The sequence below is a fragment of the Amycolatopsis sp. lyj-346 genome (assembly GCF_046548975.1).
Classification (GTDB): domain Bacteria; phylum Actinomycetota; class Actinomycetes; order Mycobacteriales; family Pseudonocardiaceae; genus Amycolatopsis.
This window is the reverse complement of sequence record NZ_JAJPWT010000001.1, coordinates 1,077,935-1,092,720: the sequence shown is the minus strand read 5'-3', so window position 1 is coordinate 1,092,720 and position 14,786 is coordinate 1,077,935. Positions and strand designations below refer to the sequence as shown.

Sequence of the window (14,786 nt, the reverse complement as noted above, 5' to 3'; positions counted from 1 at the left end):
GTCCGGGTGGCGAAGCCCCCGGCCCGGGGCAGGGCCCCGGATGTCACAGCGAACGAGCGTTAACCTTGTCGCGAATCGGAGCAGCGAAGGGAACGGCACAGATGCAGATCAACGGCACCGCGGCGCTCGTCACCGGGGGCGCGTCCGGCCTCGGCGGAGCCACCGCGAAGGCCCTCGCGGCCAAGGGCGCGCGGGTGTTCGCGCTCGACCTGGCAGCGTCGATCGAGAAGGCCGAGCAGATCGAGGGCATCACCTACGTCGAGGCCGACGTCACCGACGTCGCGCAGGTCGAGGCCGCCGTCGCGACCGCGGCCGGCTCCGGCGTGCCGCTGCGGACCGTGGTGAACTGCGCCGGCATCGGGCCGTCCGGGCGGATCCTGTCGAAGAAGGGCCGCCACGACCTCGCGCTGTACGCGAAGGTCATCCAGATCAACCTGGTCGGCACGTTCAACGTGCTGACCATCGCGGCCGAGGCGATCGCCAAGACCGAGCCGCTCGAAGACGACGCCCGCGGCGTCATCGTCAACACCGCCTCCATCGCGGCGTTCGACGGCCAGATCGGGCAGGTCGCCTACTCGTCGTCGAAGGGCGGCGTCGTCGGCATGACCCTCCCCGCGGCCCGCGACCTGGCCTCGCACGGCATCCGCGTGCTGACCATCGCGCCGGGCATCGTCGACACCCCGATGCTCGCCACGGTCAGCGACGACTTCCGCGCGTCGCTCGCCGCCGGCGTCCCGTTCCCGAAGCGCCTCGCGCGGCCGGACGAGTACGCGCAGCTCGCGCTGTCCCTGATCGACCACGACTACCTGAACGGCGAGGTCGTCCGCATGGACGGCTCCCTCCGCATGGCCCCGCGCTGACCCCCGAGGTCGGCACTTTCTCCAGGAAAGATGCGTCCGAGGGGCCTTCGGACGCATCTTTCCTAGGGAAAGCTCGTCTCAGCGGGTGAGACGGACCTCCAGGGCGATGCCGTTGGCGGTGACCGAGCAGCCGCCGAAGGTGCTTTCCGCGGCCAGCGCCTCGAACTGCGCCGGCGTGAACGCGCGGCGCCGCAGCCACCCGAGTGTCTGCCGGACGGTGAAGCCGCTGAGCGCGCCGACGTTCATGCCGGCGACCTCGCGCTCGATGTCCGCGCTCGTGGCCTCGTGGTTGAGGTCGTGGATCACCGCGAAGCCGCCCGGGCGCAGCACGCGGTGCATCTCGTTGAGCGCCGTCACCGGCTGCCGGAAGTTCTTGAACGCGGCCTGGCAGATCACGAAGTCGAACGACTCGGCCGCGAAGGGCGCCTCCGTCACGTCCCCCTGCCGGAAGTCCGCCGTCACCCCGGCCTTGCGAGCTTCTCCGGCGGCGATCTCGACCATGGTGTGGCTGATGTCGAGCCCGGTGACGCGGTAGCCGCGCTTCGCCAGCTCCACGGCGAAGAAGCCGGGCCCGGGCGCCACCTCCAGGATTTCGGCGCCGTCGGCCAGCCCGGCGGTCACTTCGGCCGCTTGCCGCCGGTACTGCGCGAGCTGGGCTTCGGTGCCACGGTTCTTGGCGTACCAGCGAGCCTGGAAACCTTCCATTTCGGGCAGTTTGTGCTTGCGGGTCGTCTCCATGGATCTCTCCTGTCCGTTGAGCCGAACCGAAGAGCGCACCCGGTTTATCCTTGCGGTGCCACCTCGTGACCGGGCGTGCTCGGTTCGGGGTCGAGGACCCCGGGCGGTGTGCCAGCACCCCCGGGGTCCGTGCTTATCTCTCTTCCACGAACTCCCCCAGGTCAGCGGGAGGTTCGCCGGTCTCGTACCAGCGCCGCCAGGCTTCGATGCCCGGCAGGGTGCCGCTGGTCAGTTCGCCGAGGAAGCCGCGCACCCAGCGCGCCTCGGCCTCCGTCATCGCGATGTCGTACTCGACCTCCATCAGGAAGATCCGCGGCATGAGCGGACGCAGCTGGTCGAGCACGGCCCGCTGCTTCCCGGCCCGTTCGTCGAGCCGGTCGAGCCGCTGCCGGAGCCGGCTGATCGTCTGGTCGGGGCCGAGGACGCCCATCATCGAAAGCCCGGACCGGAACCGCGGGGGTTCCGGGTCGACCGTGCCGACGAGCTCGCGGACCCAGTCCTCGAACTCCTCACGGCCGGCCGGGGTGATCCGGTAGACGGTCCGCTCGGGCCGTCCGCCGTCCTTGACGCTCTCGACGGCCTCGATGAAGCCGTGTTTCTCCAGGTTGGCGACGACGGTGTAGAGCGAGCCCCACTTGATCGGCAGGTCGGCGTCCTTGCCGCGCTCCTTGAGCACGGCCGCCATCTCGTACGGGTGCATGGGGCGGTCCAGCACTACGGACAACACGGCCAGGCCGAGCAGATTGCCGACCTTCCGCCGCTTCACCCCGAGCTCCCCCTGCTTCCTCGTCCACGAGTACTCGTGGACGAGTATTACGCAGGACGCGTCAACCGGCAAGTGTCTTAGTCGGCAAAGCACCTCAGAGGTCGAACATGTACGGGATTTCGTCCTGGGCCCGCGCGTCGATCCACTCGCGCAGCGCCCGCGTCGCGAGGACGTCGTCTTCGTTGTAGCGCAGGAGCCGTTCGCGCTGGTCGTCGTCCGGCTTCTCGCCGTCCATGCCCACGGCGTCGCGGTACCAGCGCATCGACGCCTCGCCGCCCGCCTCCGGGTCGCGCCAGGAGAAGCCGGCCACCGGCGCGATCACCTTCAGGCCCTTGCCGTGGGAGCACAGGAACTGGTCGGTGACGCTGCGGAAGAGGTCCACCCACTGCTCGGAATCCACAAAGGACTGGATGTCCTTCTTCGCCGGGACGCCGGGGTGGTCGCCGAAGCGCTCGACGGAGCCGAAGAGCCAGCGGTTCTCGGCGAGCGCGTTGTAGCAGTAGGCGCGGAAGGTCAGGCCCGCCGCTTCGGTGCGCTCGCGGACGTCGGTGAGCCAGGCCCAGAACTCCGCGAAGGATCGGGCCTCGTCGTCGGTGGGCAGCGGGTCCCACGTCGCGAAGGCGCGGTAGCCCCGCGGGACGCCGATGTCGGCGCCGCTGAGCAGGCAGCCCCAGAGGTACGCGCCGGCGTCGCCGAAGCTCTCCATGTCGACGTCGACCTCGACGTCGGCACGCGGCACCTCGACCCGGTCGACGCGGCGCACCAGCGTCAGTTCGGCCAGCCAGGCCCGGGCGAGCACGACGGCGTCCGCGAAGCTGACGCCGGTCCAGTTCACCGCCGGCGACTCGCCCGCCGGGTCGAGCGCGGCCAGCTTGTCCACAGTGGACACCCCGGCGCGGCGCAGCTCGACCGCGTCCTCGCCGCGGACGACGAGGCTGACGTCGCGGGTTTCGGTGAGCACGACCTCGCACGTCGGCCACCACGGGCAGCGACGGCACTCCAGCACGCGCGACGGCTCGGCGAGTGGCTCCTCGCCGTTCGCGGCGGCGGTCGCGATGGCGAGCCGGTCGGCGAACCGGGCCTGGTACTCGGTGAGCGCGTTGCGCCCGCCCGGCCAGGTGCCCGCGGTGAGGTCGTGCCAGAGGACGACGTCGGCGTCGAGGCCGATGACGCCGCCGAGGGTGAGGCTCTCGTCGGCCTGCCCGAGCGTCTGCAGCATGCGGCGGACGTGCACGAGCCGGAGCTGGTCGCGCGGCTGCGACCGGACCTTGCGGCTCTCGTCGGCTGTCCGGTGTCCCGGGTCGAGATCGGTCAGTTCGGTGACGATCGCCCCGGCGCCGCGGTCGGTGATGCGGTGCCGCACGACGAGCACCGGGACGTAGCCGCGGCCGGTGCGGACGAGGAGGTCGATGCCGCCGCGCCGGTGCCCGGCCGCGTCGACCGGCAGGAGTGCACCCCAGATGTACCGCGCTTTCTCGGCGAAGGCCTGTTCGGTCCGCTCGACGCGCTCGTGCGCCGGGAGGTCGCGGGCGATCTTCACCCAGTGGCCGGGGTTGGCGGCCATCAGCCTGCCGACGATGTCCTCGCGGTGCGCGGCGGCGTCGTCGATCCGCTGCTGCGCGGTGGGGTCGGGCGGCGAAAGCGGCACCTCGCGCATGGCGGGATCGTGTTCGAGGTGCACGCGGCGACGGCAGCGGCTGACCGCGCCCGCGTCGAGTACCACCTCGGTGTTCATGGAGATCACTCTAGATTCCCACCGCCGAGCCGACATGCCCGCCACCCGGGCGACCAGTAAGTTCGACCTCGACACGTCGCAGGAGGTGCCATGGCGCGCAAGGCCAAGGTCGAGGGTGAAGCCAGGTTCACCCCTAAGAGGGCGAAGAACGCGGTCGCGGTGGCGAAGGTGCTCGGCCCAGCAGTGCTCCCGGTGCTCGCGCCGCTGGCGGTGCGCGCGGCGGGCTCGGCCCGCGAGGCGTACGACCGCTACCAGGCGCGCAAGCTGGGGGTTTCGGTCGACCGGCTGGGCGAGTACACCGGCCGGGGCGCGGCCCTGCACGCCCGGATCGCGGGCGTGGCGGAGGGCTGCCAGGACCTGCGGAAGTCCGAGAAGGCGTCGAAGGCGGACCAGGAGTTCGCGCAGGGGGCGCTGGGGACGTTGGAGCAGCTGTCGGCCTCGATCCGCGCCGCGGAGCGGATGCCGTCGGCACGCCGGAAGTCGGTGCACCGCGCGGTGGCCGGCGAACTGGAACGCCTGGAGGGGCAATTGCTGCACCGGCTGGGCATTTGACCGCAGCCCCCACCCTGTCCCGGGGGGCGTCCCCTGGTCCAGTCTATCGGCGGTGGGGGTCAAAAACCGGTGCCCCGGAAATCTGTGGACAACTCCGGGCCTGTGGATGGCTGATTTGACAAACGGCCGGGCAGCAGCATTGCTGCCCGGCCGTTCGGTTACTGGATGAAGCCCTTATTGACCATCCAGTCGTGGGCGACCTTGCCCGCGTCCTTGCCGTCGACGTCGACCTGTTTGCAGAGTTCGATCATCTGCTCGTTGTCGATTGCCGCGCTCACCTTCTCCAGCGGTCCGCGGAGGTCCGGGTGGGACTTGAGGAACTCCGTGCGCAGCGTGGCCACCGCGTTGTACTGGGGGAACGCTTTCTTGTCGTCCTCCAGCACCCTCAGGTTGAGGCCTGAAATGCGGCCGTCCGTGGTGAAGACCTCGCCCACCGGGCAGGTTCCGCTCGCCACCGCCGAATAGATCGTGCCGATGCCGAAGTTCTTCACCGTCGGGTTCTGGAAGCCGTACGCCTTCACCGCCGCCGGGAAGCCGTCCTGGCGGCTGGTGAACTCCGTCTCCAGGCAGAACACCGCCTGGTCCGGCTTCTGCTTGATGAACGCCGCCAAATCGGACGTCGTCTTCAGGTTGTTCTGCGCGCCGTACGCCTCCGTCACCGCGAAGGCGTATTGGTCGTTCAGCGGCGAATAGTTCAGCCACGTGACGCCGAACTTCTCCTCGTCCGCCTTGGCCGTCGCCTCGTACTGGGCCTTCTCGCCGCCCGGGACCGGGAGCTCGTTGCCCTGGTAGTTGATCCAGCCGGTGCCCGTGTACTCCCACGTGACGTCGGTCTGGCCGGACAGCAGGGCCTGGCGCGACGAATTCGACCCCTTGATGTCGGACAGGTCGACGACCTCCGCGCCGGCCGCCGTCAGGGCCATCTCGGCCATGTACGCCAGGATGATGTTCTCGGTGAAGTCCTTGGACCCCACCGTCACCTTCACCCCCTGCAGGGACGGGATCGGCTGGATCGAGCCCGGCCGGATGTCGTACGGCACCGCCTGGTTGACCGTCAGCCCGCAGGACGACAGCGTCAGTACCAGCAGCGCCACGACGGACAGTCGCCGGAGTTTCATCGCAGCCCCTTCGGTCCGAAGAACTGTTCGGCGACCGCGCCCACCCAGTCGACCAGCAGCGCCAGCGCGACGGCCAGCACCGAGCCGGTCACCAGCACCGGGGTCAGGTTCAGCTTGTAGCCGGTGTCGATGAGCAGCCCGAAGCCGCCGGCGTTGACGAACATGCCGAACGTCGCCGTGCCGACCGCCAGCACCAGCGACGTGCGCAGGCCGGCCAGGATCAGCGGGACGGCCAGCGGGAGCTCGACCCGCCACAGCACCGCGGCCGACGACATCCCGATGCCGCGGCCCGCGTCGATCAGCGCCGGGTCGACCTGCTGGATGCCGACCATCGTGTTCCGCAGCACCGGCAGCAGCGAGTAGAACGCCAGCGGCAGCGCCGCCACCCAGATCCCGCCGGTCGCGCCGGTGATGATGAACCACAGCACCAGCACGCCCAGCGCGGGCGCGGCCTGGCCGATGTTCGCGATGGCCAGGAAGATCGGGGCCAGGAAGCGTGCCCACCTCCGCGTCACGAGGACCCCGAGCGGCACCGCGACCAGTACGACGATCGCCGTCACCACCAGCGTCATCAGCAGGTGGTCCCACAACGCCGTGAGCAGTGAAGACGCGTTGAGCGTTTCCTTCTCCGTCGCGGTCAGGCCGCTGGAGAACACGGCGGTCAGCGTCACCGCGACGATCACCAGCACCACGATCGGCTGGGCGAACAGCCGGACGCGTTCCGCGCGTTTCGAGCCGGACTCGGTGCTGAAGCCGGTGTCGACGGCGGCCGTCATGCCGGCACCTCTTCGTCGTTCGTGTGCTCCTCGCGCAGTTGCTGGATGGTCGCGATCACGGTGTCCAGCTGGATGGTGCCCGCGTACTCGCCGCGCGCGCCGGTGACCGGCACCGACCCGCCCTCGGCGAGCATCGCCTCGAGCGCGTCCTGCAGCGTCGACTGCAGGCTGACGATGTCGCGCAGCGGCTTGCCGAGGTTGGTCAGCGACGTCGCCGAAGTGAGCTCGCGGGCGTGCACCCACCGCGTCGGACGGCGGCGCGCGTCCAGCACGAGCGCGAAGTGCTTGCGCGACGCCTGGAGCTTCTCCCGCACCGACGCGGGCGTTTCGTCGACGGTCACCGTGAGCGCGTCCTGCTGGAGTTCGACGTCGCGGACACGCAGCAACGTCAGCTGCTTCAGCGACGCGCCCGCGCCCACGAAGCCCGCGACCGTGTCGTCCGCCGGGTTCGCCAGGATCGCTTCGGGCGTGTCGTACTGCAGGATCGACGACTGGTTGCCGAGCACCGCGATCTTGTCGCCGAGCTTCACGGCCTCGTCGAAGTCGTGCGTGACGAACACGATCGTCTTCTGCAGTTCGCCCTGCAGCCGCAGCAGCTCGTCCTGCAGGTTGCCGCGGGTGATCGGGTCGACCGCGCCGAACGGCTCGTCCATCAGCAGCACCGGCGGGTCCGCGGCGAGCGCCCGCGCGACGCCGACGCGCTGCTGCTGCCCGCCGGAAAGCTGGCGCGGGAAGCGGTCCCGGAAGTCGGCCGGGTCGAGCCCGACCAGGTCCATCATCTCCTCGACCCGGTCGTTGACCTTCTTCTTGTCCCAGCCGAGCAGGCCCGGCACCACCGCGATGTTCTGCGCGACGGTGAAGTGCGGGAACAGCCCGGCCTGCTGGATGGCGTAGCCGATGCGACGGCGGAGGGTGTCGACGTCGAGCTTCAGCGCGTCGTCGCCGCCGATGGTGATCCGGCCGGACGTCGGCTCGATCAGCCGGTTGATCATCCGCATGGTCGTGGTCTTGCCGCAGCCGGACGGGCCGACGAAGACGACGATCTTGCCGGCGGGCACGACCATCGAGAAGTCGTCGACGGCAGGCTCGCGGGTGCCGGGGTACCGCTTGGTCACGTGCTCCAGCTCGATCTCGACGCCGGAGACTTCCTCGTTCTCAGCCACGGACACCCCTAGAAATGGTGAAGCGCTTGATCAGGACGTAGACGCCGTCGAGCAGCAGGGCGAGGATGACCACCCCGACCGTGCCGGTGACGGCTTGGTTCAGGGAGTTCGTGCTCCCCGCGTTAGTGAGCCCGGAGAAGACCTCGGCGCCGAAGCCGGGCCCCTTCGCGTAGGCGGCGATCACGGCGATGCCCATCAGCATCTGCGTGGCCACCCGCATGCCGGTGAGGATCGCCGGCCACGCCAGCCGCAGCTCGACCCGGGTGAGCACGCCGAAGCGGCTCATCCCGATGCCGCGGGCGGCGTCGGTGATCGCCGGGTCGACGCCGTCGAGCCCGACGATGGTGTTCCGCACGATCGGCAGCAGGCCGTAGAGCACCAGCGCGATGACGGCCGTCGTCGGACCGAGCCCGGAAATGGGGATCAGCAGACCCAGGAGGGCGAACGACGGGACCGTCAGGATCGTGCTCGCCAGCGCCGTGGCCACCGCCGAACCGATCGGGCTGCGGTACACCGCGACCCCGATCAGCACGCCGAGGACCGCGGCGAGGATCGTGCACTGCACCACCATGCTGGTGTGGAGGTAGGCCTCCAGCCACAGTTTGCTCGCCCGGTCTGAGATGTAGTCGAAGAGGTTCATCCGTGTGGCTCTCCCGCCCTTCGCACCGGCCTTCACCCGAACGGGCTAGTTCCTGACCGACGGCTCAGTACCCACGACACGGCCGGCCCAAACCCCCGTCTGCGGCCCACCGTGGCCTACCCGCCGGAGATCGGCAACAAATCACCTGAACCGGGTCGCGGCGTGGGACGTGAAGCTGGTGTGTGCTCACTTCACGGGATCACACGCTCACGGCGAGGCAGTTCCCTTAGGCTGCTCTTCATGAGCGATCCGGCACGGCGTCCCGCCGCGCTGGGGGCTACCCGCGGAGCATTGCTCGCCGTGAGTGCCGGTGCACTTTCCGTGACGGCACACCGGATCGCCGACGGCGGCCTGCCGGATCCGGCGATGACCGTGCTGCTCACCGGCCTGTTCGGCTGGACCGCGGCCGCGCTCGCCCGCAAGGCGCGCGGGCCGGTCGCCACGATCGCCCTGCTGGGGATCGCCCAGCTGGTGATGCACCTGCTGCTCACCACGCTCGCCGACCACCACGACACGTATGCGGTGTCCGGCACCACCGGGCTCGGCATGACCGCCGCGCACAGCGTCGCGACCGTGCTCACCGCACTGCTGCTCGCCCACGCGGACACGATGCTCCTCACGGTGCTGGCCGTGCTGCGGGCGTTCCTGCCGCGGCTGCTCACGCCACTTCCGGTGCCGTCCGCGGCACCCGCGCTCGTCCCGGCCCGCGTGGCCGGTCCGGACCACCTCGTCGGCGTCGACCTGCGCCGGATCCGCGGGCGGCGCGGCCCGCCCGGCCACTCCTGAACCCCAGCTCATCCCCGAAACGGCCGGCAGTCACCCCCGCCGGGCGACTGGGGGCACTTTCACGTGAAAGTGCCCTGTCCCCGAACCGGGCCGTCCCCTTTTCTTGCGTTCATCAGGAGTGAACCCCATGTCCCAGCACGTCTTCAAACGCGCCGGTTTCCTCGCCGCCACCGTCGGTGTCGCCGGTCTCCTCGGCGCGGGCGCCGCGTCCGCGCACGTCACCGCCAACGTCTACGGCCCGCAGCCCACGAAGGGCGGCTACGCGGCGATCGTGTTCCGCGTGCCGAGCGAGGAGAAGGACCCCGTCACCACCACGAAGGTCGCCGTCGACTTCAAGGCGGACTACGGCATCGGCTCGGTGCGGACCAAGCCGGTCCCCGGCTGGACCGCCCAGGTGACGAAGTCGAAGCTGCCCGCCCCGATCACCAAGGACAACGGGACGCAGATCACCGAGGCCGTCACCGCGGTGACCTGGACCGCGCAGCCGGGCAGCGAGCTCAAGGCCACCGACTACCAGGAGTTCTCGGTGAGCTTCGGCCCGCTGCCGAGCAACGTGGACCAGGTGGAGTTCCCGGCCCACCAGACCTACAGCGACGGCAAGGTCGTCGACTGGAACCAGCCGACGCCGGCGGGCGGCGAGGAGCCGGAACACCCGGCGCCGGTCGTCAAGCTGGCCGCGAAGTCCGAGGGTGACGCCCACGGGATGACCGCGTCCACCACCGGAGAGCACACCGAAGCCGCGGCGGCGACGTCGGACAACACGGCCCGCTGGCTCGGCGGAGCGGGCCTGCTGGTCGGCGCCATCGGCCTCGGCGTCGGAGCCGGCGCGACCATCCGGGCCCGCAAGGCCACCGCCAAGCCGGGAGGCAACAGCTAAATGCGCAGGGCGCTCGTCGCGCTGGCGTTGACCGCGGTGGCCGTGCTCGGCACGGCCACCCCGGCGCTGGCGCACAACGTGCTGATCTCTTCGGACCCGGCGAACGGTTCGTCCGTCGCCGCCGGCCCGCCGAAGATCGGCCTGACCTTCGACCAGTACGTGCAGGGCGCGGACGTCAACCAGATCGCGGTGACCGGACCCGGCGGCGGCCAGTGGGCCGAGGGACCGATCAGCGTGGTGAACAACGTCATCAGCGCGCCCCTGCGGCCGCTCGGACCGGCCGGCAAGTACACCGTCGGCTACCGGGTGCTGTCCGCGGACGGCCACCCGGTGACCGGTGAGCTCACCTTCACCCTGACGACCGCGGGCACCGGCACGCCGGCGACCGTCGACGCGGCGAGATCGCCGGGCGGCGCCGCTTCGGCGGCACCGCAGTCGTCGTCGACCGGGGTGCCGATCTGGGTCTGGATCGCCGGTGCCGTCGTGCTGCTGGCGATCGGGCTGACCGTGGCCCTGCGCTCGGGCGGCAAGGTCAGTCAGGAAAACACAGCAGAGAAGAAGCAGTAACTCAGATGACTCAGGCCGAGACCACCACGAAGGTCCGCTACTCGACACTGCTGTGCGTCGTGACGGCGGGCCTGCTCGGCGCCCTCATCGGCGTCGCGCTCACCGCCACCGCCCCGGTCCCCGGCGTGGTGCAACCCGACGCGGTGGTCTCGGCCGGCATCCCGGTCGTCCGGGTCCTGCTCGACCTCGCCGCGGTCACCACGATCGGGCTCGCGCTGCTCTCCGTGCTCGTCGGCTACGACCGGCCCAAGCTGACCGAGCCGGTCATGCGGCTGGCGCGCCCAGCCGGCGTCGCGGCCGCGCTCGTCTGGGCCACCGCCGCGGTCGTCGCGCTGATCCTGCAGACCGCGGAGTACAAGCCGGGCTCGTCGATGCTTTCGCCGTCCGACCTCGGCCAGTACATCGCCGACGTCGGCGCCGGGAAGGCGCTCGTCATCGTCGCCGTGCTCGCGCTGGTGCACGCCGGGATCGGCGCGCTGGCGCTGCGCTTCGGCGAGAAGGTGCCCGCCGAGGTCCGCGTCGGGCTGGGGCTGTTCGCGCTGCTGCCGCTGCCGGTCACCGGGCACGCGTCGAACTGGAACTACCACGACTACACGATGATCTCGATGGAGCTGCACGTCATGAGCGCCGTGGCCTGGACCGGCGGCCTCGGCGCGATGGCCGTGCTCCTCGCGGCGAACCGGACACTGCTGGCGCACGCGCTGCCCCGGTTCTCGAAGCTCGCGACGCTCTGCCTGGTCCTCTCGGCGGCGACCGGGCTGTTCAACGGCCTGGTCGAGATCTCGCTCAACCCGACCATCGGCTTCTGGCCGGCCATCTTCACGACGCCGTACGGGCAGCTGCTCGTCCTGAAGCTCGCCTGCACCGGCGTCATCGCCCTCCTCGGCGCGAACGTCCGCTGGCGCCTGATGCCGCGGATCGTCCGGCACGACCGCACGGCGCTCGCCGCGTGGGCCACGCTCGAGCTGACCGTGATGGGACTGGCGTTCGGGTTCGCCGTCGTGCTGACGCGGGCGCCGGTCGTCGCCTCCTGACGCTCGTCGCCGCAGGTAGACCCCGGCGCACAGTCACCGCGAGTAGCTGCAAATTGCGCATTGGGATGACCGGTGACCCATTGGAGGTGACTGGTGGGGCAGAACTTTCTACCCAGAGCGGACCGCCGTTCGGATGCGACGAACGGTCATTTGCCGTCGTCGAATGCACGTGCAGCACTGTGTCTTCGATCACACGAAGTGACAGATGGCGGTCAGCGGTAACGCGTCCACCGCGTGTCGGTCCGCGCGTTCCGGAAGTCGTCCAAGCGCCGGTACAGCTCCGGCCGGACCTGCGGCCGGCTGCGCAGGATCGGCAGCACGCTGGTCGTCAGCTTCAGCTCGCGGATGCCCCGGAGGACCGCGAACCCGGGCCAGGACGTCACGTCGAAGCCGTACGCCGCGACGAACGTCCGGTAGCGCACCGGCGGGTCGCCGAACCGCTCGCGGCCGACCGCCAGCGGCGTCAGGTCCCATTCCGGCGGGCCGACGCAGGAGGAATCGAAGTCGCAGAGCACCGGGCCGTCCGGGCCGGGGATGACGTTGCCGGGGTACGCGTCGCCGTGGACCAGGCCCCTGGGCAGCGGGAACTCCAGCTCGGCCAGCCCGGCTTCGAGCTCGGCGCAGCGGTCGAGCAGGAACTCCCGGTCGGCGTCGCTGATTTCCTCGGCGTCGGACACCCTGGCCCGCACCGCGGCGAACGGCGCCCACTCGGCGAGCCCGGCAGGCGGGGGCAGCGCGTGCACCTGGCGCAGCAGCCGGGCCAGGTCGGCCGACGTCGCCGGCCGGCCGATGCTCGGCACCTGGTGCCACACGGTCACCAGGTGCCCGCCGACTTCCAGCGGCTGCTCGACGTCGCCGAGCAGGCGGATGGCGGGGACGCCGTGTGCTTCGAAGTGCCGTGCCACGCGCACGACCGTGCCGACCCGGTGCCGCAGCTGCGTCGAACCGACGATCCGGACCACGAGCGGCGCCGCGACCAGGGCGTACACCGCGTTGTTGGTGAACCGCAGCAGTCGCGCGCCCGCCGGGTCGAACCCCAGCAGCGCGCACGTCTCGGCCAGTACGCCGCGCAGTTTCCCCGAGGTGAACCGGCCGTCCAAAACCGCGCCGGCGCCTTCGGGGTCAGGCGGCGTAGAAAGCGTGGAGGCGGTCGGCGAGGTCACGGGCGTCGGCGTTGTTCCGGCGGCGCTCGGCCTCCTCCTGCAGGGGCCGCATCCGGTCCTTGACCCGCTCGGACTTGATGCCCTCGGCGCAGTCGATGGCCTTGCCGCCGACCTTGGCGCCGTGGTCGAGGTCGCCGTCGAGCAGGTGGTTGGTGGCGAGCGCGCTCAACATGAACGTCTTGGAGCGGGCCATTTCGTCGTCGTAGGTCTCGACGGCCTTGTTCAGCGCGGGGATCGCGTACTTGGTGTGCTCGGCGTTCTTCTGCGCGAGCACCGTGTGCACGGTCCCGACCATGGCGTAGACGTCGGTTTCGGTGAAGAACTTGACCCACGACTCGGCTTCGGCCAGGTTGGCGCGCTCGAACTCGTCCTTGCTCCGGCCGAGCAGCTTCACCGCCTGCTCTTCGTTGCCCATCATCGCGTAGGCCCAGGCCTCGTTCGCGCACAGCACGGAGACGGCGAGCTCGGAACCACTTTCCTGGGCGGCGATCTGCCCCAGCTGGAACAGCTTCAGCGCATCGTTCGGGGCGTCCTGGTGCAGGTAGACGCGGCCCATGCGGTAGAGCACGTTGGCCACGAGCGGGTGGTTATCCCCCTGCTTGGCCAGGTCCAGCGCGTTCGCGAAGTGGCCGCGGGCGGAGTCCATCAGCCCGGTGTCGAAGGAGGTCCAGCCGGCCAGCGAGTGGAGGTCGGCGAGGGCGACGTAGAGCCGGTTCTTCACCATCTCGGTGCCGTTCGACTCCAGCATCTGCTGTCCCCAGGACAGCTGCGCCACCACGGCGTCGCGGCAGAACCCGCCGCCGTACTGGTAGTCCAGCGCCCGGAGCGCGCGCGTCGCGGCCTCCACCTGGCGCACGTCGGTCATCCCGATGCGCCCCGGAGCCGGCGTCCGCGCCGGTCCCGCCGACCACGTGCCCGATTCCGGGCCGAACACCGCCGCACCCATCGTGACCTGGGCAGCGTGCGCGAGGAACCTCCGTCGCTTCACGGACTCGTCCTCCTCAGCCTGCCGGCCGTCGGCGGAGCCGACGACCCGTATCGCCGTGGCCTCGTCGTAGGCGAGGCCCATGTATCCACGGGGGACACCCAGGCCGTCGGCGATCCTCGTGAGCACGTCGTAGGCCATGACCTGGCGACCCTTGAGGATCTCCGACACCTCGGACTGGGACTGGCCGGTCATCGCGGCGATCTGGCGCTGCGAGACACCGTGCTTGCGCAGGAGCCGGTAGACGGAGCTGATCTCGCGGGACGCGAGAGCCGCTCTCATCTCCGGCTGCTCCCACGCGTCAGCGGGAACTGCGTGGCTCTGCCGGGCGTCGGCACTGCCACCGTTACTGGCGTCCATCGCGCCCCCTCCACTGTCCGGTCGGGCGTCTGTGAAACAGCGTAGGCAAACCTGTGGAACCGTGTGAACAGCCGAACTGGCGCCCTGATCGGTCGGGGCGAAGTCCGCTGACCGCTTACCGTGGAACCGGCCCCAGTCACCGCTATGACGCCGATCCCACCTTCTATCGCACTCGGTTTCACCTCACTGTAGTTGTCAGATCTTCGTCACCGGCCGCACACCGGTAGCGATCACGGAGAGCTACGAAAACCGCAGCGTTGTGACAAGGCGATGTTGCAGAAGGCATCTTCGGACACTTTCGACAGAGCGGAGAAGGGCGTGGAGTTCGTGGACTCGTTCGCAGGGGGACATGCCGGCACGGCAACCCGCGCCGTGCGGCCGGCGACGGTCTCTCCCGTCCCTGCCGTCCGCCCCGTCACCCCCGCCGCCGCGGTGGACCCCCGCACCGCGAGCGTCCGGCACTACGAGGGCGGTCAGCTCGTGTGGCGCGTGCAGTGCGGCGACCTCATCAGCCGCGAGCGGGCCGTGACGGTGTTCGTGGAAGACAACCAGGTGGTACTGGTCTCGCCTCCCGGCGAGACCGCGCGGCTGACGTCCGGCCAGCTCGGCCAGCTGCGCGCCGCGCTCAACGAAGCCGCCAAGATGGCGGAAAGGTAACGGTGAGCT

Annotated in this window: 16 protein-coding genes; 7 read left to right on the top strand and 9 right to left on the bottom strand. The window is 70.3% G+C overall.

Going from position 1 to position 14,786, the window contains the following annotated elements:
* The first annotated feature begins 101 nt into the window (after nt 1-101).
* A complete protein-coding gene (locus ACLJQE_RS05345; RefSeq protein WP_410637817.1) occupies nt 102-860 on the top strand; it encodes an SDR family NAD(P)-dependent oxidoreductase in 759 nt (252 codons plus the stop codon).
* Between the two features lie 78 nt (nt 861-938).
* Here ACLJQE_RS05345 and ACLJQE_RS05340 read toward each other — a convergent pair whose 3' ends face one another.
* The 3 genes from ACLJQE_RS05340 to ACLJQE_RS05330 all read right to left on the bottom strand — a co-directional run bounded on the left by ACLJQE_RS05340 (nt 939) and on the right by ACLJQE_RS05330 (nt 4,099).
* On the bottom strand, nt 939-1,598 hold the full coding sequence (locus ACLJQE_RS05340) for a class I SAM-dependent methyltransferase (RefSeq protein WP_410637815.1): 660 nt from the start codon (nt 1,596-1,598) through the stop codon (nt 939-941).
* 133 nt (nt 1,599-1,731) lie between these two features.
* Nucleotides 1,732-2,364 carry a PadR family transcriptional regulator gene (locus ACLJQE_RS05335; RefSeq protein WP_410637813.1) on the bottom strand — a complete coding sequence of 211 codons (633 nt, stop codon included), beginning with the start codon at nt 2,362-2,364 and terminating at the stop codon, nt 1,732-1,734.
* A 94-nt stretch (nt 2,365-2,458) separates the two neighbouring features.
* The gene (locus ACLJQE_RS05330) at nt 2,459-4,099 is read right to left on the bottom strand and encodes a TM0106 family RecB-like putative nuclease (protein ID WP_410637811.1); all 1,641 of its coding nucleotides are present in this window, start codon (nt 4,097-4,099) and stop codon (nt 2,459-2,461) included.
* A gap of 90 nt (nt 4,100-4,189) precedes the next feature.
* On the opposite strand from ACLJQE_RS05330, the gene ACLJQE_RS05325 reads away from it, so the two are divergent.
* Complete coding sequence (locus ACLJQE_RS05325) at nt 4,190-4,651, top strand: DUF6474 family protein (RefSeq protein ID WP_410637809.1); 462 nt, start codon at nt 4,190-4,192, stop codon at nt 4,649-4,651.
* A 158-nt stretch (nt 4,652-4,809) separates the two neighbouring features.
* Here the strand turns inward: ACLJQE_RS05325 and ACLJQE_RS05320 are convergent, their stop codons facing one another.
* Genes ACLJQE_RS05320 through ACLJQE_RS05305 form a run of 4 tightly spaced genes read right to left on the bottom strand, consistent with a single transcriptional unit; the run spans nt 4,810 to nt 8,348 of the window.
* Nucleotides 4,810-5,769: a glycine betaine ABC transporter substrate-binding protein gene (locus ACLJQE_RS05320; RefSeq protein ID WP_410637808.1), complete on the bottom strand. Its 960-nt coding sequence runs from the start codon at nt 5,767-5,769 to the stop codon at nt 4,810-4,812.
* On the bottom strand, nt 5,766-6,545 hold the full coding sequence (locus ACLJQE_RS05315) for an ABC transporter permease (RefSeq protein WP_410637807.1): 780 nt from the start codon (nt 6,543-6,545) through the stop codon (nt 5,766-5,768). The genes ACLJQE_RS05320 and ACLJQE_RS05315 overlap by 4 nt, the downstream gene beginning before the upstream one ends.
* Complete coding sequence (locus ACLJQE_RS05310; protein ID WP_410637806.1) at nt 6,542-7,708, bottom strand: ATP-binding cassette domain-containing protein; 1,167 nt, start codon at nt 7,706-7,708, stop codon at nt 6,542-6,544. Before ACLJQE_RS05310 ends, ACLJQE_RS05315 begins: the two co-directional genes overlap by 4 nt.
* On the bottom strand, nt 7,701-8,348 hold the full coding sequence (locus ACLJQE_RS05305) for an ABC transporter permease (RefSeq protein ID WP_329053357.1): 648 nt from the start codon (nt 8,346-8,348) through the stop codon (nt 7,701-7,703). Before ACLJQE_RS05305 ends, ACLJQE_RS05310 begins: the two co-directional genes overlap by 8 nt.
* 291 nt (nt 8,349-8,639) lie before the next feature.
* On the opposite strand from ACLJQE_RS05305, the gene ACLJQE_RS05300 reads away from it, so the two are divergent.
* The 4 genes from ACLJQE_RS05300 (at nt 8,640) to ACLJQE_RS05285 (ending at nt 11,612) form a co-directional block, all read left to right on the top strand.
* Nucleotides 8,640-9,134 carry a hypothetical protein gene (locus ACLJQE_RS05300; protein ID WP_410638323.1) on the top strand — a complete coding sequence of 165 codons (495 nt, stop codon included), beginning with the start codon at nt 8,640-8,642 and terminating at the stop codon, nt 9,132-9,134.
* 127 nt (nt 9,135-9,261) lie between these two features.
* A complete protein-coding gene (locus ACLJQE_RS05295; protein ID WP_410637805.1) occupies nt 9,262-10,011 on the top strand; it encodes a YcnI family protein in 750 nt (249 codons plus the stop codon).
* Entirely contained in the window at nt 10,012-10,578 is a 567-nt protein-coding gene (locus ACLJQE_RS05290) for a copper resistance protein CopC (RefSeq protein WP_410637804.1), read from the top strand.
* 5 nt (nt 10,579-10,583) lie between these two features.
* A complete protein-coding gene (locus ACLJQE_RS05285; RefSeq protein WP_410637803.1) occupies nt 10,584-11,612 on the top strand; it encodes a copper resistance D family protein in 1,029 nt (342 codons plus the stop codon).
* A 212-nt stretch (nt 11,613-11,824) separates the two neighbouring features.
* Here ACLJQE_RS05285 and ACLJQE_RS05280 read toward each other — a convergent pair whose 3' ends face one another.
* Both ACLJQE_RS05280 and ACLJQE_RS05275 read right to left on the bottom strand, forming a co-directional pair.
* Nucleotides 11,825-12,712, bottom strand: a complete 888-nt coding sequence (locus ACLJQE_RS05280; RefSeq protein WP_410638322.1) for a phosphotransferase family protein — start codon at nt 12,710-12,712, stop codon at nt 11,825-11,827.
* A gap of 22 nt (nt 12,713-12,734) precedes the next feature.
* Nucleotides 12,735-14,120: a tetratricopeptide repeat protein gene (locus ACLJQE_RS05275; protein ID WP_410637802.1), complete on the bottom strand. Its 1,386-nt coding sequence runs from the start codon at nt 14,118-14,120 to the stop codon at nt 12,735-12,737.
* Between the two features lie 318 nt (nt 14,121-14,438).
* On the opposite strand from ACLJQE_RS05275, the gene ACLJQE_RS05270 reads away from it, so the two are divergent.
* Nucleotides 14,439-14,777 carry a hypothetical protein gene (locus tag ACLJQE_RS05270; protein WP_410637801.1) on the top strand — a complete coding sequence of 113 codons (339 nt, stop codon included), beginning with the start codon at nt 14,439-14,441 and terminating at the stop codon, nt 14,775-14,777.
* Nucleotides 14,778-14,786 lie beyond the last annotated feature (9 nt).

What these genes read in the sequence shown, in the direction of transcription:
- ACLJQE_RS05330 (WP_410637811.1), bottom strand. Translation starts at nt 4,099, where the DNA reads ATGAACACCGAGGTGGTACTCGACGCGGGCGCGGTCAGCCGCTGCCGT.
- ACLJQE_RS05285 (WP_410637803.1), top strand. Translation starts at nt 10,584, where the DNA reads ATGACTCAGGCCGAGACCACCACGAAGGTCCGCTACTCGACACTGCTG.
- ACLJQE_RS05340 (WP_410637815.1), bottom strand. Translation starts at nt 1,598, where the DNA reads ATGGAGACGACCCGCAAGCACAAACTGCCCGAAATGGAAGGTTTCCAG.
- ACLJQE_RS05295 (WP_410637805.1), top strand. Translation starts at nt 9,262, where the DNA reads ATGTCCCAGCACGTCTTCAAACGCGCCGGTTTCCTCGCCGCCACCGTC.
- ACLJQE_RS05290 (WP_410637804.1), top strand. Translation starts at nt 10,012, where the DNA reads ATGCGCAGGGCGCTCGTCGCGCTGGCGTTGACCGCGGTGGCCGTGCTC.
- ACLJQE_RS05345 (WP_410637817.1), top strand. Translation starts at nt 102, where the DNA reads ATGCAGATCAACGGCACCGCGGCGCTCGTCACCGGGGGCGCGTCCGGC.
- ACLJQE_RS05315 (WP_410637807.1), bottom strand. Translation starts at nt 6,545, where the DNA reads ATGACGGCCGCCGTCGACACCGGCTTCAGCACCGAGTCCGGCTCGAAA.
- ACLJQE_RS05305 (WP_329053357.1), bottom strand. Translation starts at nt 8,348, where the DNA reads ATGAACCTCTTCGACTACATCTCAGACCGGGCGAGCAAACTGTGGCTG.
- ACLJQE_RS05325 (WP_410637809.1), top strand. Translation starts at nt 4,190, where the DNA reads ATGGCGCGCAAGGCCAAGGTCGAGGGTGAAGCCAGGTTCACCCCTAAG.
- ACLJQE_RS05320 (WP_410637808.1), bottom strand. Translation starts at nt 5,769, where the DNA reads ATGAAACTCCGGCGACTGTCCGTCGTGGCGCTGCTGGTACTGACGCTG.
- ACLJQE_RS05275 (WP_410637802.1), bottom strand. Translation starts at nt 14,120, where the DNA reads ATGGACGCCAGTAACGGTGGCAGTGCCGACGCCCGGCAGAGCCACGCA.